Annotated in this window: 17 protein-coding genes; 7 read left to right on the forward strand and 10 right to left on the reverse strand. The window is 65.1% G+C overall.

Annotated features, from left to right (window positions below):
• Window positions 1-240: hypothetical protein (locus tag QRN25_RS25390; protein ID WP_285022236.1), on the forward strand; the 240-nt coding region annotated here is incomplete at its 5' end.
• A gap of 17 nt (window positions 241-257) precedes the next feature.
• On the opposite strand, the gene rtcR is transcribed toward QRN25_RS25390, so the two are convergent.
• Complete coding sequence (rtcR, locus tag QRN25_RS25395) at window positions 258-1,844, reverse strand: RNA repair transcriptional activator RtcR (protein ID WP_285022237.1); 1,587 nt, start codon at window positions 1,842-1,844, stop codon at window positions 258-260.
• A gap of 262 nt (window positions 1,845-2,106) precedes the next feature.
• Between rtcR and QRN25_RS25400 the strand changes: the two genes are divergently transcribed.
• Genes QRN25_RS25400 through rtcA form a run of 3 tightly spaced genes read left to right on the forward strand, consistent with a single transcriptional unit; the run spans window position 2,107 to window position 4,870 of the window.
• Window positions 2,107-3,333, forward strand: a complete 1,227-nt coding sequence (locus QRN25_RS25400; protein WP_285022239.1) for an RtcB family protein — start codon at window positions 2,107-2,109, stop codon at window positions 3,331-3,333.
• A gap of 35 nt (window positions 3,334-3,368) precedes the next feature.
• Window positions 3,369-3,857: a hypothetical protein gene (locus QRN25_RS25405; protein WP_285022241.1), complete on the forward strand. Its 489-nt coding sequence runs from the start codon at window positions 3,369-3,371 to the stop codon at window positions 3,855-3,857.
• Window positions 3,854-4,870 (forward strand): RNA 3'-terminal phosphate cyclase, encoded by a 1,017-nt coding sequence (gene rtcA, locus QRN25_RS25410; protein ID WP_285022243.1) that lies wholly within the window; start codon window positions 3,854-3,856, stop codon window positions 4,868-4,870. Before QRN25_RS25405 ends, rtcA begins: the two co-directional genes overlap by 4 nt.
• Window positions 4,871-5,061: 191 nt before the next feature.
• On the opposite strand, the gene QRN25_RS25415 is transcribed toward rtcA, so the two are convergent.
• From QRN25_RS25415 to QRN25_RS25425, 3 genes are all read right to left on the reverse strand, one after another.
• Window positions 5,062-7,539: a TonB-dependent receptor gene (locus QRN25_RS25415; protein ID WP_285022245.1), complete on the reverse strand. Its 2,478-nt coding sequence runs from the start codon at window positions 7,537-7,539 to the stop codon at window positions 5,062-5,064.
• 81 nt (window positions 7,540-7,620) lie between these two features.
• Complete coding sequence (locus QRN25_RS25420) at window positions 7,621-8,505, reverse strand: FecR family protein (protein ID WP_285022246.1); 885 nt, start codon at window positions 8,503-8,505, stop codon at window positions 7,621-7,623.
• Window positions 8,505-9,194 carry an RNA polymerase sigma factor gene (locus tag QRN25_RS25425; RefSeq protein ID WP_285022247.1) on the reverse strand — a complete coding sequence of 230 codons (690 nt, stop codon included), beginning with the start codon at window positions 9,192-9,194 and terminating at the stop codon, window positions 8,505-8,507. The genes QRN25_RS25420 and QRN25_RS25425 overlap by 1 nt, the downstream gene beginning before the upstream one ends.
• Between QRN25_RS25425 and QRN25_RS25430 the strand changes: the two genes are divergently transcribed.
• A complete protein-coding gene (locus QRN25_RS25430) occupies window positions 9,193-10,737 on the forward strand; it encodes an alkaline phosphatase D family protein (protein ID WP_285022248.1) in 1,545 nt (514 codons plus the stop codon). The two genes, QRN25_RS25425 and QRN25_RS25430, sit on opposite strands and share 2 nt — an antisense overlap.
• 254 nt (window positions 10,738-10,991) lie before the next feature.
• On the opposite strand, the gene QRN25_RS25435 is transcribed toward QRN25_RS25430, so the two are convergent.
• The gene (locus QRN25_RS25435; RefSeq protein ID WP_285022249.1) at window positions 10,992-11,582 is read right to left on the reverse strand and encodes a TetR/AcrR family transcriptional regulator; all 591 of its coding nucleotides are present in this window, start codon (window positions 11,580-11,582) and stop codon (window positions 10,992-10,994) included.
• A gap of 50 nt (window positions 11,583-11,632) precedes the next feature.
• Here QRN25_RS25435 and QRN25_RS25440 point away from each other — a divergent pair, with 50 nt between their 5' ends.
• Both QRN25_RS25440 and QRN25_RS25445 read left to right on the forward strand, forming a co-directional pair.
• Complete coding sequence (locus tag QRN25_RS25440; protein ID WP_285022251.1) at window positions 11,633-12,478, forward strand: oxidoreductase; 846 nt, start codon at window positions 11,633-11,635, stop codon at window positions 12,476-12,478.
• A 40-nt stretch (window positions 12,479-12,518) separates the two neighbouring features.
• A complete protein-coding gene (locus tag QRN25_RS25445) occupies window positions 12,519-12,965 on the forward strand; it encodes a group II intron maturase-specific domain-containing protein (protein WP_285022252.1) in 447 nt (148 codons plus the stop codon).
• A gap of 582 nt (window positions 12,966-13,547) precedes the next feature.
• On the opposite strand, the gene QRN25_RS25450 is transcribed toward QRN25_RS25445, so the two are convergent.
• Genes QRN25_RS25450 through QRN25_RS25470 form a run of 5 tightly spaced genes read right to left on the reverse strand, consistent with a single transcriptional unit; the run spans window position 13,548 to window position 18,706 of the window.
• Complete coding sequence (locus tag QRN25_RS25450) at window positions 13,548-14,180, reverse strand: DUF4198 domain-containing protein (protein WP_285022253.1); 633 nt, start codon at window positions 14,178-14,180, stop codon at window positions 13,548-13,550.
• The gene (locus tag QRN25_RS25455) at window positions 14,177-14,470 is read right to left on the reverse strand and encodes a DUF3325 domain-containing protein (RefSeq protein ID WP_285022254.1); all 294 of its coding nucleotides are present in this window, start codon (window positions 14,468-14,470) and stop codon (window positions 14,177-14,179) included. The genes QRN25_RS25450 and QRN25_RS25455 overlap by 4 nt, the downstream gene beginning before the upstream one ends.
• Window positions 14,467-16,080, reverse strand: coding sequence for a PepSY-associated TM helix domain-containing protein (locus tag QRN25_RS25460; RefSeq protein ID WP_285022255.1), 1,614 nt, complete (start codon window positions 16,078-16,080; stop codon window positions 14,467-14,469). Before QRN25_RS25460 ends, QRN25_RS25455 begins: the two co-directional genes overlap by 4 nt.
• Window positions 16,077-16,409, reverse strand: coding sequence for a hypothetical protein (locus QRN25_RS25465; RefSeq protein ID WP_285022257.1), 333 nt, complete (start codon window positions 16,407-16,409; stop codon window positions 16,077-16,079). Before QRN25_RS25465 ends, QRN25_RS25460 begins: the two co-directional genes overlap by 4 nt.
• Window positions 16,406-18,706, reverse strand: coding sequence for a TonB-dependent siderophore receptor (locus QRN25_RS25470; protein ID WP_285022258.1), 2,301 nt, complete (start codon window positions 18,704-18,706; stop codon window positions 16,406-16,408). The genes QRN25_RS25465 and QRN25_RS25470 overlap by 4 nt, the downstream gene beginning before the upstream one ends.
• Between the last annotated feature and the right edge of the window lie 240 nt (window positions 18,707-18,946).

An 18,946-nucleotide genomic window follows, 5' to 3' on the forward strand; every position in this document is an offset into this window, starting at 1 on the left:
AAGCGTCAAGCTAACCTGCTGATACCACTCAACTTATTTTCTGATCAGGCTCTAATCCCCGCTGCACGTTGTCATGCCGCTGACAAAAATCGTCGGCGGCGTGACACCGTGCCAAGAGAACCAATATGCAATCCTATCTTCTCGTCCTTCGATGGGTCTCGAGATAAATTCGGCCAACGAAAGGTGTTTGGGTTGGAAAAGCTGAACGTCCGCAACCGGGAACGGAAATTTTGCAGCTGAACGGCCGGAAAGGGTCGTCACCAGAGCGTTGCGAACTCCAGCCCGAAGCGGGTGAGGTACTTGCGCAGGCGGTCGGCGTCGTTGGTGCTGGCGCGGCGTTCGCGGGAGGCGGCGAAGAGGCGGCGGCCGGCTTCGGAGAGGGAGGGGCTTTCGCGGCAGACCCGTGCGACGTAGGCGAGCTGGACGCGGTCGAAGGGGTCGATCTCGGCTAGTTGCGCGGCGCTCAGGACCGTTTCGAGGCCGTCGCCGCGATTGCTCCCGCCTGACCAGAGGCGCTCGAGCCGGACGACCTCGCCGTCCACCGTCGCCACGTTGATGCGGCCTTTGGGCGTGAAGGTCGCCATGCGGGTGACGCTGGCGGCGAGATCGCGGAAATTGCCGTTCCAGCTCGCGCGCGGCGACGTGGCGAAGTCGAGGAAGCGGGCGCGCGCCTCCTTGTTGAACGAGACGCGCATCCCCTCGCGCTCGGCATGGCGGTCGAGTTCGTAGTCGAGGTTGGGGGCGATGTCCTCGCGCCGCGCAGCGAGGCCGGGAAGCGCGAAGGTCCACAAGTTGAGGCGGGCGTAGAGGTCTTCGCGGAAGGTGCCTTCGGCGATGCAGCGGCCAAGATCGCGGTTGGTACCGGCGATCAGCTGGAAGTCGCTGGCCACTTCCACGTCCGCGCCCATCGGCAGGAAGCGGCGGTCCTCGATTGCGCGCAGGATCATCGCCTGCTCGTCGAGCCCGAGTTCGCCGATCTCGTCGAGGAACAGCATGCCGCCATCGGCGCTGCGCAGCAGTCCCGGGCGGTCGGCAGCGGCCCCGGTGAAAGCGCCCTTGCGATGCCCGAACAGCGCCGACATCGCGCCGTCGCCGCGCAGGGTGGCGCAGTTGACCTCGACGAATGGCCCCGCAACCTGCCGCTTCATCTTCTTGAGATCGTGGATCCGGCGGGCAAGCTGGCTCTTGCCCGCGCCGGTCGGGCCCATCAGCAGGATCGGCGCGCGCGTGCGCGATGCAACCTGCTCGATCTCGTCGATCATGGCGTTGAAGGCGGGATTGCGCGTCTCTATCCCGGACTTCAGGAACGAGGTGCCCTCGCGCCGGTCGGCCGCGAAGCGGGTGGCGATGGAATCGTAGCGCGACAGGTCGAGATCGATGACGCTCCAGCTGCCGGGCGCGGTGGCGTCGGAACGGCGGCTCGGCTGCGTCTGAAGCAGGCGGCCGGGCAGGTAATGCGCTTCGGTGAGCAGGAACAGGCAGATCTGCGCGACGTGGGTGCCGGTGGTGATGTGGACCAGGACGTCCTCCGTGTCCGGGTCGAGCGGCAGCGTGCGCGTGAAGTCGAGAAGCTTGCCGTAGACTTCCTCGAAATCCCAGGCGTCGGCGAAGTCTATGACATGGCGCTCAACCGTGGTTTCCGGGGAAACGTCGGCGATGTCCTGGGTCACGTATTCGGCGAGGCGGCGATGCGCGGTGCCGTGGATCAGCACGAAGCGGTCGACCCGCAGATCCTCGTGCATCGTCAGCGCCACCGTGGGACGCCATTTCATCCAGCGCGAGGGGCCGAACTTGGCAGCGTCGAGGGTGGAGCCGAGAAAGCCGATGACGGTGAGCGGTTTCATGATCGCATATGATAATCGCTTATACCGTGATATACAAATCGTGGACCTCTCGATCTCGGCATCCCGAATGGTTGCGACCGGAGATTCCCGGTTTTCCGCCGCTGCCGCGAAATTTTCACCGGTCGCCATCGGTTTGGCACGCTCCCTGCAATTCCATCTTCGCCGGGTCAGTCGAACATCCCGGCACAGCAGGCGAAAGCGGGGCGGCCGGAATGGGCCGGCCGCCTCCATTTCGCCGCAAGAGGATTTCAGGAGTACGGCCATGACCGACACCAGTTTTGAATTGCGGCAGGTCGAGGGCGGCGTGCCGGTGAAGATGTGGACCCGCGGCGTGCCCGTGGACGACAAGGCGCACGACCAGCTCGCCCGCGCGGCGAAGATGCCCTTCGTGTTCCGCCATGTGGCAGCGATGCCCGACGTCCATGTCGGCATCGGCGCGACCGTGGGCTCGGTGATCCCGACGAAGGGCGCGGTGATCCCGGCCGCCGTCGGCGTGGACATCGGCTGCGGCATGATGGCCGCGCGCACCTCGCTCATGGCGCATGACCTCCCCGACAGCCTGGAAGCGATCCGCTCCGCCATCGAGCAGGCAGTGCCGCACGGACGCTCGGTGGGACGCGGCAAGCGCGATCATGGGTCATGGGGCGCGCCGCCGCCGGGCGTGGTCGAGGCCTGGGCCACGCTGGCCGTACGCTTCGAGCGGCTGTGCGAGCGGCACCCCCGCCTCAAGAACACCAACAACCTCACGCATCTGGGCACACTGGGCACCGGCAACCACTTCATCGAGCTGTGCCTCGACGAAGAGGCGCGGGTGTGGGTGATGCTCCATTCCGGATCGCGCGGGGTGGGCAACGCCATCGGCTCGTTCTTCATCGAACTGGCGAAGCAGGACATGCGCAAATGGCACATCAACCTGCCCGACGAGGATCTCGCCTACTTCCCGGAAGGGACCGACCACTTCGACGATTACGTGGAGGCGGTAGGCTGGGCTCAGGACTTCGCCGCGCTCAACCGGCGGATGATGATGGGCAACGTGATCGCGGCGCTGCGCGGCCAGATCGCCAAGCCCTTCGAGGCGGAGCTGGAGGCGGTGAACTGCCATCACAACTACGTTCGCCGGGAGAACCACTTCGGCGAGAACGTGCTCGTTACCCGCAAGGGCGCGGTGCGTGCAGCGAAGGGGGTGATGGGCATCATCCCGGGCTCGATGGGTGCGAAATCGTTCATCGTGCGCGGGCTCGGCAACCCGGAGAGCTTTGACAGCTGCTCGCACGGGGCGGGCCGGGTGATGAGCCGCACGCAGGCGAAGAAACTCGTCTCGCTGGAGGAGCATGTGGCCGATACGGCGGGCGTCGAATGCCGCAAGGACGAAGGCGTCATCGACGAGACGCCCCGCGCCTACAAGCCGATCGAGGCGGTGATGGCGGCCCAGGCCGACCTCGTCGAGATCGTCCACACCTTGAAGCAGGTGGTCTGCGTGAAGGGGTGACACCCTTTGCGCAGGCCATCGCCACGGAGGGCGAGATGCGCGATTTCGTGAGCGAGTGGAGGCAGCAGGGCCAACTGTTCGTCTGGCGCTACCGCCAGCCTCGGCAGGCTTATCGGGGATGGCATTTCACCGGTGATCCGGCGGGGTGCCGCTCCATGCGCAACCTGATCGACCGCATGGTCGGCGGCGCTCCGTGCCATCGCACCTTGGAACTGGCGCGGGTCACGCAGGCCGTGCATGAAGTGCCGGGGTTCCTCGGTCCGATCGACCGCCATCATCCGCGCCTACGCGTCGAGTACCGGCCCGATGCGACGGAGCTTCGCCTCGAGGTGGAAGGCGATCGCCTGACGATGGCGGCGGGCGGACCGGCGTTCAGCAAACTCGGCGCGGCTTTCGCGTCGGTCGAGATCGGCGGCGGCGACTTGGGCATGAGGCCGTCCGACGACAGGAAAGCTGATCCGTGGTGGTTCTGGTGGATGCCAAGGACCGACCCGGCAATAACGTACGACAAGAGGACGAGATGATAGATATCGACGGTTCGGAAGGTGAAGGCGGCGGGCAGGTGGTGCGCAATTCGTGCGCGCTCTCGCTCGTCACCGGCAGGCCCTTTCGCATCACCAATGTGCGCGGCGGGCGCTCGAAGCCCGGGCTCATGCGCCAGCACGTCACCGCCGTGGAGGCGGCGGCGCGGATCGGCGGGGCCGAAGTCGGCGGCGCTGCCGTGGGCTCGGCCACGCTGGAGTTCCGCCCCGGCGCCGTGCAACCCGGAGAGTACCGCTTCGCCGTGGGCACGGCGGGCAGCACCGGGCTTGTCCTGCAGACGGTGCTGATGCCGCTGGCGCTGGCCGACCGCCCTTCGCGCCTGGTGCTGGAAGGCGGCACCCACAACATGCTGGCCCCGCCGTTCGACTTCATCGAGCGCACGTTCCTGCCGGTCATCAACCGCATGGGCCCGAAGGTGGAGGCGCGCCTCGTCCGCCATGGCTTTTACCCCCGCGGCGGCGGGCGGATCGAGGTGGACATCGCCCCGGCCCCGCTCGCCCCGCTGGAATGCCTCGACAGCGGCGGTTTCGACGGAGGATCGGCGCAAGTGCTGTTCACCGGCCTGCCGTTCGAGATCGCCGAGCGCATGATCGCGCGGTTGCGCAGGGAACTGCCCGAGTGGCCCGAGGAGGCCTTCGCTGTTCGCGAGCTACCGGCCGATCAGGGCCCCGGCGTCATCCTCATGATCGAGGCACGCAAGGCGCATGTGACCGAGATTGCCAGCGGCTTCGGCCAGCTGGGCGTGCCGGCAGAGCGGCTTGCCAAGACGGCGGCGGGCCGCCTGAAAGGCTACGTCGCGTCGCATGCTTTCGCGGGCCCGTACCTTGCCGACCAGCTGGTGCTGCCCTTCGCTCTGGCGGGCGGCGGGGCTTTCACCACGGTCAAGCCGAGCGGCCACCTAATTACTGCCATCGAACTGGCGCAGCGTTTTCTTGGCAAGCCTATCTCGCTGGAGCAGGAACCTTGCGGAAAGCATCTAGTCCGATTTGCATAGAGCAATCGGCGCGGGTCAGCGCCGCACGGGCAATGGCGGCTAATCTGGGAGTCTGGGCATGGAAAAGCAGACCGACCGGACGTGGGGCCGGTAGATCGGCGTTTAAGCGTCTCTTAAGGGTCGACGGCGGAAAGGGTTGCTACTCGCCCCTTCGCCGCCGTCCATAGGCCCAGGCCGTTAATTTGGAATGATCAGAAGGCTACGCGGAAGCCCACCGAGTAAGTCGCAGGTGCGCCGACCAGACGTGCGGCGCCGTTCAATTCCGGGAAGTAGACTTCGTCGGTGATGTTGCGGCCCATCGCATAGACTGACCAACCGTGTGGAGACTGCAGTTCGATACGCGCGTTGAGCAGCGTATAGGCGGCCGAGGTGTTGTTCGGCAGCGCGTTCAGGCGGTTCGATTCCTTGCCGTGGTGGAACACGTTGACCCGGCTCTCCAGCTTCCAGCCCCCGCCGAAGCTGTAGTCGTGGACGAGGCCGACGCGGCCGGTCCACTTGGGCGCGCCCGGCAGCGGGTCACCCACGGTTGCCAGAACGTCGGCGATGCGGGCCGAATTGAACTCGGTGATCTTCGAATAGAGGTACGTTCCTGAAGCATCGAAATCCAGCTGGTGGCCGCCCGAGCGGAACACCGTCAGGTTGAGCGCGCCCTCGATGCCGCGCGTCTTCGCCTTGCCGACGTTGGTGCGCCCGTTGGTGTCGTTCGCGAGACGCGTGGTAGCCTGCAGGTTGTCGAAATCGTTGGCGAAGGCGTCGAGCGACAAGCGGATCGGCCCGTTGTAGTAGCGCACGCCTGCTTCGTAAGCCCACACCGTTTCCGACTGGAACGGCTCGGTTTCTGCGAGGGTCATGATCGAGGTGCCGTCGAAGCCGCCCGAACGATAGCCGCGCGCCACCGAGGCGAAGACGTTGAGGTCATCATTGATGAACCACTGCACCGAGGCGCGGCCCGAAACGTCGCTGTCCTTGAACTGCTTGTCCCAGCTGAAGTTGTTCGTGGAGGCGAACAGCGTGTTGTAATAGGTGATGCCCCAGGGATTGTCGTCGACGTTGCGGCCCGTGGAATCGATCTGGTCGCTCGTGTAGCGAAGACCGCCGGTGACGCGCACGTCGGGAACCACCTCGAAATCGGCCTGACCGAAGATCGCGCCGGAACGGCGGCGCTGGCTGTGGATGTTGTGATAGATCGTGCGCGCGGCCCAACTGGTCCACTGGCTCTGGTAGTCGATCGTGTCGCTCATGATGAACGTGCCGATCACCCAGTTGAAGCGGCCCTGCTGTTCGTTGCGGATACGCGCTTCGAACGAGGCCTGGCTGAGCTTTTCGTCGAACAGGTATTCGTACTGGGGATAGGGCGTGCCGTCGCCGTTACCGCCGACCTGACGCTGGCTGGCCTGTGCGCCGACCACCACGTCGAGCCGCAGGTTGTCGTTCATCAGGTACGAAAGCTGGGCCGAGCCGCCCTGAATGTCGATCTTCTGGCGAAAGTACTTGGCCGAATAGAACGTGTAGGGATCGCTGTCCTCGCCCGCATTGAGGACGCTGCTGTCCTCGGTGGCGCTGATGCGGTCGTACTGGCGGGTGTCGCCCCGGTCGCGGCTGGCGAAGGCCTTCAGCGTCAGGGAGGTGTCGGGCCCCAGATCGATGTCCAGCGTGCCGCGTGCGGCGAACAGATCCTTGTCGCCGAAGCCCTTGCGCTCGCCCGGATCGGTTATTGCGGGAACCTGCGATTGTACAACGCCGCCGACGCTGAGCTGTGCGCCGGCCAGATCGCCCCCGCCCATACCGTGCATGAAGCCGCCGCCCTGATCGGTCATCACGGCCACGCGCATGCGTACGTTGTCGCTCAGCGGGCCGCCGAAGGCCGCTTCGGCGCGGAAGCTGTCGTAGCTGCCGTAGCGGGCATCGACGTAGCCTTCGAAGTTGTCGCTGCCGCCGCGCGTGATCGCGTTGATGACACCTGCGGTGGTGTTGCGACCGTAAAGCGTGCCCTGCGGCCCGCGCAGCACTTCGATACGCTCGAGGTCGAACAGCGGCATGCCGAGATAGGCGTTGGAGCTCTGGTAGACGCCGTCAACGTGCAGCGCGACCGAAGGGCTGCCGTTGGGTTTATAGTCGTCTGCGCCGCCGATGCCGCGGATGGAGAGCAGGCCATAGCTTTCGCCGCCCGTGCTGTAGTTGATCGAAAGGCCCGGAACTTCGTCGACCAGACTGGTGAAGTCGGTGATCTTGCGCTTCTCGACCTCGTCTCCGGAAACGACGGTCAGGGCGGCGGGAACCTTGGAGAGATCCTCTTCGCGCTTCTGCGCGGTGACGACGATGTCGCCGCCCGCAGCTGCGTCGGTCGCGGCGACTTCGCGCCTGAGCGAACGCGGCTGCGCGGCGAGCGAGATCATGCTCGAACCTTCGAAGGCGATCTTCATGCCGCGCCCGGCGATCAGGCGGCGGATCGCCTCGGCGCGGGTGAACCGGCCCTTGAGCGGCGCTGATTGCTGGCCTGCCACGGTGTCGTAGGGGAACACCATCTGCACGCCTGCCTGACGACCGAACTCGTTGAGCGAGGTCGCCATGTTCTGGGCGGGAATGTCGAAGCTGACGGTGCGATCCTGCGCCGCGTTGGCGGGCGAGATGGCGAGGATCATGGGTAGTGCGATAGAGTGAACTGGCATTCTTGCCCTCCGGAAAAACCGTGTCTCGGAAGGGGAGATGGGCGAAGCCGCGCCCACCTCTATCGCAGTGCAAAAAATTGTTCAGCTTGCCGAAAGCATGATCGCGCCGCTTTCGCTGCGGCGTGCGTGAATGCCGAAGGAGGCGCTGAGTGCTTGCAGCAATTCAGCCGGGTCGGTGTTGGTGAAGCGCCCGCCAAGGCGGATGCGCGAGAGGCGTGGGTCGGCAACCACCAGCTTGTCGTCGAGGTAGCGGTTGAACTCGGCCACCACGAAATCGAGGCTCTCGCCTTCGAATACCAGCTGGCCGCTCTGCCAGCTTCTGGCCCGATCGATTGCCACTGCCTCGGCCGGAGCCATGGCGACGTCGCGTCCGATGACTTGCGCCAGCGCGCCTTCGTGGACGGGCTTGCTTTCAGCATCGGCGGAGCCCTTGAGCACCAACAGCGCCACCGTTTCCGGTTCGCGCCGCGCGTTGAAGGTGCCGGGCTTCAGGTCGAAGCGCGTGCCATTCGCGGAAAGGCGCAAGGGCGGACCCGCAATGGCGCGCACGTCAAGCGCGATCTCGCCGCGCTCCAACCAGAGCGATCGGGTGGTTCCCTTGATGCGCCAGCTGATCCGGGTGTCGGTGTTGAGCGATACCCGCGTGCCGTCTTCCAGGACCACTGCGCGCGTCTCGCCCACGCCCGTTTCGGCATGCTCGCGGGCGGCGGCCTGCATAGCGACGCCGCCGGCCAGCGCGATCCCGCCCGCCAGCACACCGCCGCGCAGCAGGTTGCGGCGGTTGAGCCGTGAGGGCCGGGGCAGGGATTCGTGAACGGCGCGCAGCGGCTCGATCTGTTCGAAGGCATCGACGACTTGTGCGAATGCGACTGCGCGCCGGGAATCGGCGGCGCGCCAGGCTTCGAAGTCCTCGCGCGTGGCCGATCCGGCGTCCAGTGCGGCCAGCCACGCGGCCGCTTCTTCCATCAGTTTGCTTGGTTTCGGCGGCGTTGCCATAGGCGTGAAATCGTCGGTCCTTCTGCCTGCGGGGGCGCTTCCTGCAACGCACTGGCCAGAATGGCCAGTCCCTTTGCAAGATGCTTCTCTACAGTAGAGACGGACAAGCCCATCCGCACCGCTATATCGCGCGGCAAAATTCCTTCGAAACGCCTGAGCTGGACCACGGTGCGGGCTTGCGGCGGCAGCGTTTCCATCAGTTCCATCAGCCGCGACAGCTCGATCTGGCCGGAGACGACGGCGAACTGGTCCGGTGCGCCATCGGCGAAGTCCATCGCCTCCATGTCCGCCAGATGCTCGAAGCGCACCACGGTGGCGCGGCGGTGGCGTTCGTGTGCAAGGTTGCGGATGATGGTCAGCACGAAGCCGCGCGCGTTGGCGATCTCGCGCTGGTTGGCGGCATCGATGGCCCGGGCATAGGCTTCCTGCACCAGATCCTCGGCATCGGCCTGCGCGACAAGACGCGCCGCCTGACGGCGGAATGCCGCGCGGTGCGGCAGCACCTCGTCGATGAACCAGCGATCTACGTCCCGCAGCCAGGTCAAGGCTTTTCCGTCCTTTTTCGCAACCTGGATGAAGCCGTTAGAAGCAGGCGATGACAGTTCCGGGACATATGCTGTCACATCACTGTCGAAAAGAGCCGATAGCGGACCCGCCATGCAAGATTTTCCATGGCACCGCCGGTCGGTGCTGGCCGCAATGGCTGCGCTCGGTGCGCAGGCGGTCCCCCGCTTCGATACCTTCGCCGCCAGCGCCGATCCTTTCGCGCTGGGCGTTGCCAGCGGCGATCCGGCGCAGGACGGCTTCGTTCTGTGGACCCGGCTGATCGCTGCCGGAGGCGCGTATCTGCCGCCTCGCGCGGTCGCGGTGCGTTTCGAAGTTGCCGAGGACGAAAATTTTCGCCGCATTGTGCGTACGGGTGCCGAGATCGCGCACCCGGAAGCCGCGCACAGCATTCACGTCGAACTGGGTGGGCTACGTCCCGGGCACACGTATTGGTATCGCTTTCACGCCCTGGGATCGACGAGCCCGGTCGGGCGCACGAAGACCGTGCCGATAAACGCGGATCGACTGAGGCTGGCGATGACATCGTGCCAGCACTGGGAACTGGGCTGGTTCGGAGCCTACCGCGACATGATCGCCGCAGCACCGGATCTGATCGTGCAAATCGGCGACTATATCTACGAACAGTCCTATGCCGACCAGCCCAAATTCCGCAGCTTCGGGGCGCAGGATCCAACCGATCTCGATGGATATCGGGCGCGATATGCGCTCTATCGCAGCGATCCCGACTTGCGGGAGGCGCACCGGCTATTCCGGTGGCTGGTCACCTGGGACGATCACGAAGTCCTGAACGACTACGCCGCGCTCGCCAATCGCGAAGGATTGCCGCCGGAGGTATTCGCTCCGCGCCGGGCAGCAGCCTATCAAGCCTATTTCGAGCACATGCCGATCCGGCCCAGCCTGTGGCGCTCGCGGCCGACACCGCGGCTGTTCCGGGGCGTGGACTGGGGGGAGCTTGCCTCGCTCTCGATGCTGGACACCCGCCAGTACCGCAGTGCTCCGGCCTGCGCCGCTCCGCATGTGGCGCGCAACGTGAAGCTCGATCACTGCCACGAGCGGCACGGCGCCGACCGATCCATGCTCGGCGCGGCGCAGGAAGCATGGCTTGGCCAGCGTCTCGAACGTGAACGCCGCCCCTGGACGCTGTTGGCTCAAGGGGTGTTTTTCGCTCCTCTGGCGCTCGACGGGACGGGCGAGACGGTATGGAGCGACCAGTGGGATGGTTATCCCGCCGCCCGGGATCGACTGACCGAGCGGTTGGGCCAGCCATCGGTGAACAAAGCCGTCGTGCTCAGCGGCGACATTCACAGTTTCTGGGTGAATGATCTGAGGCACGGTCCGTTTTCAAGCCCGACGGTGGGCACCGAAATCGTGACGTCCGCCCTGGCCGCGCAATCGCCGCCTACGGGACGTTTCGGCGATGTTCTGGCCAACAATCCGCACATCCGGTTCAGCGACGTACGCCATACAGGATATGTCCTGATGCAAGTCGATGGGCGTCGGATGAGCGCGCAACTCAGGCAAATCGACGCACGACAGCGGGGTGCGCGACCAAAAGTGCTGGCGATGGTCGAACAGGAAGCAGGTGCGGAGCATGAACCTGCCATCGTAAGATCGGGATCCTCGCACGGTCTTTGAGCAAAGGACGTTTACGTATCCGAAAGTCCAGACCGCTGCTGGATTGGCGCCATCGTCTTATGCGATCGCAAAGGTGAGAATTAGCAAAGGCAGTTTGGCGGGCCATTTGCCTTAGAACCTGCAGGTCTCGTTTCAGCAGTCTTACACATGTGAGATCGAGAAGCGGACATTCTGCACCCCAAGAGTAGAAATCGGCGTTTGAGCGGCCGGGATGGGTCGCTCTTCGCCGACAAGAAATGGCGCTATCACAACCTTTAATCTGGGAGCCCGAGCAGGGCGCCTGCTACGTCGCGGGCATCGGCGGCGAGGGCATCGTCGGGCAGTTCGCCGGCGGTCCAGAAGGACAGCACGCCACGAAAGCCGAACGCCAGAAGCCGGGCCAGCGCCGCCAGCGCCTGATCCCGCTGGCTTTCGACCAGGCCTTCGCCCGCACCGAGCGCCAGGGTCCATAACGCGGTGGACCGTGTCAGCACTTCGCCATGAGTCGGCCCGGGCGTGCCCAGCCATCCCATCACCGCCCGGTTCACGCGCGGCTCTTCCAGCATCAGTTCCACCACCGTGGCGACTGCCAGCAGCACGCGCTGGCCGGCATCGTCGAGGCGGGGCTTGTCCGCGAACCGCCGGGTCGCGGTGGCGATCCGCCGCGCGGACAGGGCGTGCATGATCGCGGCCTTGCTGCCGAACTGGTTGAACGGCGTGGCGAAGCTGACACCCGCTTCCGTCGCCAGATCGCGCATCGAGAATTCCGCCTTGCCATCGCGCAGCAGGCGTTCGGCCGCGTCGATGACCCGATTGCGCAGCGGCTCGCCACGCGAACCGGTGGAGGGGGGCTTGATGGACGTCATATCGCTATATATATCATGATATAGTTGATGTTCAAATCGCGGAGTAGGCCATGTCGGCATCCATTCCCAAGACTTTCCTGATCACCGGCGTCAGTTCGGGCCTGGGGCGCGCCTTCGCCGAGGGCGCGCTGGGCGCCGGCCACGTCGTCGTCGGCACCGGGCGCAATCCCGATGATGCCGAGATCTTCGCGGCGCTTGCGCCCGGGCGGGCCCATCCGCTGCTGCTGGACGTGACCCACCTGGACGCGATCGCCGGTGCGGTGTCTGAGGCGGAGCAGCGGGCCGGGCCGATCGACGTGCTCGTCAACAATGCGGGCTATGGCCATGAGGGGGTGCTGGAGGAATCGTCGATGGACGACCTGCAGCGCCAGTTCGCCGCCAATGTTTTCGGGCCCGTGGCGATGATGAAGGCGTTGTTGCCCGGCATGCGTGAACGGCGGCGCGGCCACATCATCAACGTCACCTCAATGGGCGGGTTCATCACCATGCCCGGGATCGGCTTCTATTGCGGCAGTAAGTTCGCGCTGGAGGGGATTTCCGAAGCGCTGGGCAAGGAAGTGGCGCCTTTCGGCATCTGTGTGACCGCCCTTGCGCCCGGCCAGTTCCGAACCGACTGGGCAGGGCGGTCGATGGACCGCACGCCTCGCAGCATCGCCGATTATGACGCGGTCATGGATCCCATCCGGGCGGCGCGGCAGGCCAAGAGCGGGAACCAGCCGGGCGATCCGGCCCGTGCGGCGCAGGCCCTGCTGGCGCTAGTTGAAGCGCCCACACCGCCGACGCGCCTGTTCATGGGGCAGGACGCGCTGGATCTCGTCACCGGCAAGCTGGCCGGCATGGAGGCGGAGATCGCGCAGTGGCGCGCCCTGTCGCAGTCCACCAGCTTCGCATCCTGAACGCCGCGATCGGTTCCCACTTACTCGAAGGACACGCACCATGTTTGGGATTACGCCGCTGGGCTGGGTGCATATCTGCACGGTGCCGGACGAGACGTTCGACTTTTTGGGATACACGTTCGGTCGGATGTACTCCCCGATTACCGGCAGAGCCCGCATAGGCTACCGGCCGTCGAAGAAAAGCATCCAGCGCGTGGTCGCAACGATCCACGAACTGACAGACCGAGCGCGTACATGGCAGAATACCACATATCTGGTGGCTAAGATGAACCGGGTGCTGCGCGGATGGGCCAATTACTTCTCGGTAGGGACCACGAGCAAGGCATACCGCGCCATCGACAGCTACACAGCGGTGCGGTTGCGCCGGTGGCTACGCGCCAAGCACAAGACCAGACGAAAGCGAGCGGGAGCCTATCACACCCCCGAGCTGTACGAGCGCTTCGGCCTTGTGCGTCTGGCCGACTTGGCCGCAGCCCGCCGTGGGTGAAGGCGTGATGTCTTGTCCGAGAGCCGGATGCGGGAGATCTGCATGTCCGGTTCGATGAGCAGGGAGTGGAAACGGACCGTCTGGCAAGCCCTACAGGCGCGCCGCACGACACCGCGCCACTTCCTGACTCTACCGGATTGGAAGGAGGTGTCCTCGCCAAGTCGCGTGTGCATCGCGCGCGATCATGCCGGGCAGAAGCGATCGTCGGCTGGAAGATCAGTTTTGAGGACACGGGGCGGACGGTCAGCATGTCGTGTGCCGTCGCTCCTCCCAGGAGCTCTACGAGCCTCCGTTCGTCCCAGCAGATTTGAACGCCACTTTCAGCTAAGAATGGCTGGAGCGCCTACTCGCCGAGGCTGTGGATGGCAGCGCCATCAAGGTGCTGTTATGCGGAAGCGGTACTGCCTAGAGCGCTAGTGTGCAGCCTAAGCCCCATCGTCAGCGCTGCGCTGTGTGACGATGCAGCACAGTCGTTAGGGTGCCGGGGACGCGGAGTAGGCGGTATTCTCGTATCTGATATCCCCATGCGGCCGATAATGCCGCATGGGTATCGTTGCACGTCGAAACGGAAACAATCGGACGTCAGTCTGCGACAAACGTCGTGGTCGTTATGCTATGTAATACCGCGACCTTGCCGAGGCTGGTCTCACCACCCGCCTCGTCCTTATGATTAGCGATCAGAATGTATCGGCCCTTGTCGCGCAGCGGCACGGTGAGGGTGCCCTGCGCGTCGGTCTTCACCGCTTTGGTCCACTTGTCGGGCGAGACCACGGTCACTTCGGTGTCGGCCACCGGCTTGCCGTCGCGCACTACCACGAAGCGGTCGCCGCCTGCGCTGACCGGCGCGATTTCGAAGGGCAAGGTGGCCTTTGCATCGCTGCGGCCGGCGCGGGCGAAGTAGGCGACGCCTTCCTTCTTGTCGTCCGGGCCCCAGGGGGCGAACACGGTATCGTCGTGTGCGCGCACGTCACCAGCGGGCGCGGCGACTTCGAGGTAGCCGGCCTTGCGGGTCATCGCCGCGTTACTGGCGGGTAGCAGCTTGGGAGATTTGAGGTGATGGAACTCCGGATCGCCGCCATCGGGCAGCTTTTCGCCGGGCTCGCCCAGATAGATGCGCGCAGGGCCGTTGCCCTCGCGCTCGATCCACACTTCGTGCGCCTGCACGGCGGGCGCTGCGAGAATCAGCGCCAGCGGGGTTAGATACCTCAATGTCATTTCACTCTCCGTGACGTGTCGGCGCTCGTTGGCGCCAGGTTGAGAAACAGGAATACCACCGCCGCCCCGAAGCTGAGCGCACCGAGCCAGAAGATCGCGCCGTAAATCGCGCCCTCGGCCACGAAGGCGAGGAGGAAGCAGAGGGCTACACCAGCCCAGGCGCCACTGCGTAGCGTCTTCCTGCGCGGCGCGGTCAGTTTTGCGCCAAGGCGCTGCTGGTGGTGCTGGTCGGTGGAAAGGCCGAACAGCGCGAATGTGCCGATGGCGACGATGAGGCACAGGACGATCATTCCGCAGGCTCCATCGCAGGCAGGCCGGAGGTCGGCGCGGCCGCCGCCGGCGCGCGCTTGCGCGGGCGCTTCGCAGGGGGACGATAGGTTGCCACGCGCAGGGCGGTGGCGAGGAAGCCCGCGCCGAACACCAGCAGCGCAAGGTCGATTCCGGCCAGCAGGTAATCGCCCTGAAGCAGCGTGGCGGGCAGGCCGCGCGGCGTGGCCAGCACGTTGTAGACTGGGATCGTCGCCAGCAGCACGCCGGTGGCGCCCAGTAGCACCGTCCAGGCGCGCGCCGAACGCAGCATGCTGGCGATGCCGAGCGCCAGCCCCCAGGCGATGAACAGCGTGTGGATTTCCCATTGCGCACGCTCCTGCATCCCGGTTGGCAACACGCGGTTGGCCCAGAGCATCGCCGCGACGCCCAGCGGGAAGCCGCCGACGACGGCAATGTTCAGCCAGTTGACCAGCCGGAAGCCGAAATGCGGCTTCGCCGGATCGGGCAGCTTCTCACGCCGCTTGACGATCCACAGCACCAGCCCGCTCGCCACCATCAGGGTGCCGCCGATGCCGCAAAGGAAATAGAGCCAGCGCATCCCGTAGTCGGCAAAGCGACCGGCGTGCAGACCGACCATCGCGCCGGCCGTCACGCTGGCGCTGCCGGGCGCCGGCGATTGCCATCGGAAGGCGCCATCGGTGCCGCGATAGGTGAGCGAGGGTGCGCGCGAGGACAGCATCGTCGAGGGCGCGCGGGTGACGGTGATCGTCGCGGCGGCGTCGCCCGGTTCGGACACATTGATATAGCCAGCCGGGCCGCCAAGGCGCCGCTCGGCATCGCGGACCACGTGGCCAAGGTCGGCCAGCGGCGCCGGGGTGCCGCTGCGGGCCTGCTCCTCCAGGCGCGGGAACAGGCGGTCGTAGAGCTTGTCGGTGTCGGCATAGTTGGCCACCACCGTCCAGGGCATCAGCATCGCCATCAGCGTGACCAGCCCGGTATAGGTAATCATCAGGTGGAACGGTAGCGCCAGCACGGCGGTGGCGTTATGCCCGTCCAGCCACGACCGCTGGCCCTTGCCGCGGCGAAGGGTGAAGAAATCCTTGAAGATCTTCTTGTGCGTCACGATGCCGCTCAGGATCGCGACCAGCATCGCCATCGCCGCCACGCCGACCAGCCAGCGCGCCCAGATCACCGGCATGTAGTGCAGATCGAAGTGGAAGCGATAGAAGAAGTCGCCGCCGCGCGTCTCGCGCGCGATGGTCGGCAGGCCATCGGCGCCGATCAGCGCCTGGTTCTCACGCGAGCGACGCCCGCCGCGCCGGCCACCGCGCTCCTTGCCGGGCTCGGGCTGGGGTTGCCAGTAGACTTGCGTGCCGGCGGACGTGGCGCTGGGCATCGTAATGTACCAGCTCTTGGCGTCCGGGGCCTTGCTTTGCAGGAAGCGCTGGGCGCCGCCCATTACGGCATAGGGTTGCTCGATGCGGTCCAGTTCCGGGCGCATCCAGCGGTTCAGCCCCTCCCGCCAGAACGCGATGGTGCCGGCCATGAAGATGACGAACAGCACCCAGCCGAGCAGCAGGCCCGACCAGGTGTGGAGGAATGATTGCGACTGGCGGAAACTCTTGCTCATAACCGTTCCGAACCCATGATCGACAGCCAGGTCAGGCCGCCCGCGACGGCACCGGCCACCACGAGCGTCCAGAATGCGCGCCAGCCGCTGCGTGCGGCGAAGGCCCACATCGCATTGCCCGCGCACAGGGCAAAGGCGACAAGCGTTGCCGCCACCGTCGCTTCCGCCCTGTCACCTGGCAGCAGCCGCGCCAGCGCCATGGCCCAGAGGCTGGCCACCGCGTAGCCCAGCGGCACCGCGGCGATGATGCGCAAGGTCATGTCGCCGCGCCGCTTCCAGGCATCCGTCCGCGAACCGGCCGGGCCTGAACTGGCTGCCTTCACGGTCACTGGTAGGTGAACCGCAGCGTCGCGAACACGGTGCGCGGGCTGCCGTAGAAGTTGCCGCGACCGGTGGCGGCGATACGCGCGTAGTAGTTGCGATCAAGCAGGTTGTTGACGTTCACCGAGAACGAGACATTCTCGCTGAACTCGTACCCGGCGCGCAGGTCGACCACAGCGTAGGCGCCCTGGCGCACGATGGTCGAGCGGCTGACGACGCCGGTGGCGGTGTTGCGGATCGGCGGGTTGCCGCCGAAGGTGGAACTGAACCAGGTCAGGCCGCCGCCTGCGCTGAAGCCTTCCAGCACACCGCCCTGCGCCTTGTAGTTGGTGAACACCTTCACCGAGTGGCGCGGGATGATCGGCACCAGCGGCAGCCCGTTGAACTCGGCGGTGGCATCTTCGAGGTATTTGGTCTTGGTGTAGCTGTAACCACCGTTGATGCGCCAGCCGGGCAGGATCTCGCCAGCCGCTTCCGCTTCGAAACCACGCGCGCGGACCTTACCGATTTGCAGCACAATGTCCTGGTTGTCAGGATCGTTGAAGAGGCGGTTGGTCTGTTCGATCTGATAGACGGCGGCGGACAGCAGCAGCCGGTCGTTCATCAGCGACAACTTGGTGCCGCCTTCGTACTGCGAACCCAATAGCGGCTTTACCTCTCCTCCGCCGACCAGCGTGCGGCCGGCCGGGGTGGCTTGCGGGGTGAAGCTGTCGGCATAGGACGCATAGACGTTCCAGTCCGAAGTCACGTCCCATACCAGGCCGGCATAGGGAGTGAAGCGGTTGTTGATCGAATAGCCGCCCTTCAGGCCCAGGGTGGGCAGCAGTGTCTGCGTATCGGTATCCCACCAGGTCAGACGGCCACCCCCCACCAGCGTGAAGCCCTCGGCAGGGCTCAGGCGCATCTGGCCGTACATGCCATACTGGGTGACGGCGGAGGTGCTGCCGCCATAGACCTGCTTGACGCAGTTGGTCGGCGCAGGGGTGATCGTCGTGGTGGTGTTCGGGCAGACCGCATTGGTGCCCTGAACCGCGACATAGGGCAGTGGGCCATAAGGATCGAGCAGCGGCTCCATCGGCGAGATCGGATTGTAGACGTCGATCTTCGCGTAGTTCGAGAGGCGCGTGAAGTAGCCGGTCGAACGGCTGTCCTGATAGTCCATACCCAGGATCAGCGTCTGGTCGCGGCCGAATGCCGGGAAGCTGCCAACCGCGTTGAAGTCGAATGAATGCGTTTTTTCGAAGGTATCGCCGCGATAGGCGATGTGGTTCGTCACGCCGTTGGTCGCGGTGACCGGCTGGCTACCGATGTAGCTGTAGACGTCGAAGCGTTCGAGATCGGTGTAAAGCCCGCTGGCGCGCAGCGTCCAGCGGTCGCTGATCTGGTGCGTCAGATCAGCGAAAACCGAGAGCGTTTTCGAACGGAAACGGTTCCAATCGGCGCCGAGGTACGTGGAACGCGGTACGTCCAGAAGCTGGCCATCGCTACCGTCCGCGCCGCCGATGATGCCGGGCAGGCCGGTCTGAATCGCGGGCTTGAAGCGATCGTAGGTGACACCCACGGTGAAAGTGGTGCGGCTACCGATGTCGAACTTGGCGGTGCCGTAGATGTCCAGGCGGTTGCGATGGGCGATGTCGTAGAACTGGTCCTGATCGTGGATCATCGCGCCAGCGCGGATCGCCACACCCTTGGTGATAGGCGTGGAGATATCCACTTCGCCGCGGAAGTTCTGGTAGCTGCCATAGCCGGCCGAGGCCTGTGCCTTGAACTCGTCGAGCGGCCGCTTGCGCACCATGTTGATGCTGCCGGCCGGGTTGCCGGAACCGCTGAACAGGCCCGCCGGGCCGCGCAGCACTTCGAGCCGTTCGAAGAAGAACAGGTCGGGGATGACGGCCGAGCCGCCGTAGGCGAATGTGGGCGTGCCATCGACCAGGTAGTTGCTGATCGCGAAGCCGCGCGACATGAACGATGCACCTTCGCTGCCCACACCGGTAACGGTGATGCCGGGGGTCGCGGTCAGTGCGTCTTCCAGTGTGAACAGGTTCTGCGCCTCGATCTGTTCGCGATCGACCAGCGTAACGGTGTTCGGGATGTCCTTTAGCGGCGTGACGGTCTTGCCGATATCGAGACCGTAGCTCTTGCCGAGTACGACGATGTCGCCGTCACTATTGCGCTCCTGCGCCGCGTCAGCTGCGGCCGCATCCACAGCGGAAACCGCACTCGTTTCGGCGAAGGCTGGCGTTGCAGCAATAACGAATGCCGCAACGCCGACAGCACTGACGGAATTGAATAGACTGATTTTCAATGGGTCGCTCCATGATTCGAGGGGGCGATACACATGTTGCTATCGCGAGTCACTCGCAACTATCAACAAGATCTAAAAGATGCATAATGTCCCAGATTAGACACATTGTGGCAATGAAACCTCTCTGCCGGATTGTGGTACGACTGCAGGCCGGACACTTGATCGGGCTTTCAATTGTCGCAGCCGGTTGATCTGCTGCTACAGCTTGGGAAAGCAGACAGACCTCGCCTGGAACCGAAC

The sequence above is a fragment of the Novosphingobium sp. fls2-241-R2A-195 genome (assembly GCF_030209485.1).
Taxonomy (GTDB): domain Bacteria; phylum Pseudomonadota; class Alphaproteobacteria; order Sphingomonadales; family Sphingomonadaceae; genus Novosphingobium; species Novosphingobium resinovorum.

What these genes read in the sequence shown, in the direction of transcription:
- rtcR (WP_285022237.1), bottom strand. Translation starts at nt 1,844, where the DNA reads ATGAAACCGCTCACCGTCATCGGCTTTCTCGGCTCCACCCTCGACGCT.
- QRN25_RS25400 (WP_285022239.1), top strand. Translation starts at nt 2,107, where the DNA reads ATGACCGACACCAGTTTTGAATTGCGGCAGGTCGAGGGCGGCGTGCCG.
- QRN25_RS25405 (WP_285022241.1), top strand. Translation starts at nt 3,369, where the DNA reads ATGCGCGATTTCGTGAGCGAGTGGAGGCAGCAGGGCCAACTGTTCGTC.
- rtcA (WP_285022243.1), top strand. Translation starts at nt 3,854, where the DNA reads ATGATAGATATCGACGGTTCGGAAGGTGAAGGCGGCGGGCAGGTGGTG.
- QRN25_RS25415 (WP_285022245.1), bottom strand. Translation starts at nt 7,539, where the DNA reads ATGCCAGTTCACTCTATCGCACTACCCATGATCCTCGCCATCTCGCCC.
- QRN25_RS25420 (WP_285022246.1), bottom strand. Translation starts at nt 8,505, where the DNA reads ATGGAAGAAGCGGCCGCGTGGCTGGCCGCACTGGACGCCGGATCGGCC.
- QRN25_RS25430 (WP_285022248.1), top strand. Translation starts at nt 9,193, where the DNA reads ATGCAAGATTTTCCATGGCACCGCCGGTCGGTGCTGGCCGCAATGGCT.
- QRN25_RS25425 (WP_285022247.1), bottom strand. Translation starts at nt 9,194, where the DNA reads ATGGCGGGTCCGCTATCGGCTCTTTTCGACAGTGATGTGACAGCATAT.
- QRN25_RS25435 (WP_285022249.1), bottom strand. Translation starts at nt 11,582, where the DNA reads ATGACGTCCATCAAGCCCCCCTCCACCGGTTCGCGTGGCGAGCCGCTG.
- QRN25_RS25440 (WP_285022251.1), top strand. Translation starts at nt 11,633, where the DNA reads ATGTCGGCATCCATTCCCAAGACTTTCCTGATCACCGGCGTCAGTTCG.
- QRN25_RS25445 (WP_285022252.1), top strand. Translation starts at nt 12,519, where the DNA reads ATGTTTGGGATTACGCCGCTGGGCTGGGTGCATATCTGCACGGTGCCG.
- QRN25_RS25450 (WP_285022253.1), bottom strand. Translation starts at nt 14,180, where the DNA reads ATGACATTGAGGTATCTAACCCCGCTGGCGCTGATTCTCGCAGCGCCC.
- QRN25_RS25455 (WP_285022254.1), bottom strand. Translation starts at nt 14,470, where the DNA reads ATGATCGTCCTGTGCCTCATCGTCGCCATCGGCACATTCGCGCTGTTC.
- QRN25_RS25460 (WP_285022255.1), bottom strand. Translation starts at nt 16,080, where the DNA reads ATGAGCAAGAGTTTCCGCCAGTCGCAATCATTCCTCCACACCTGGTCG.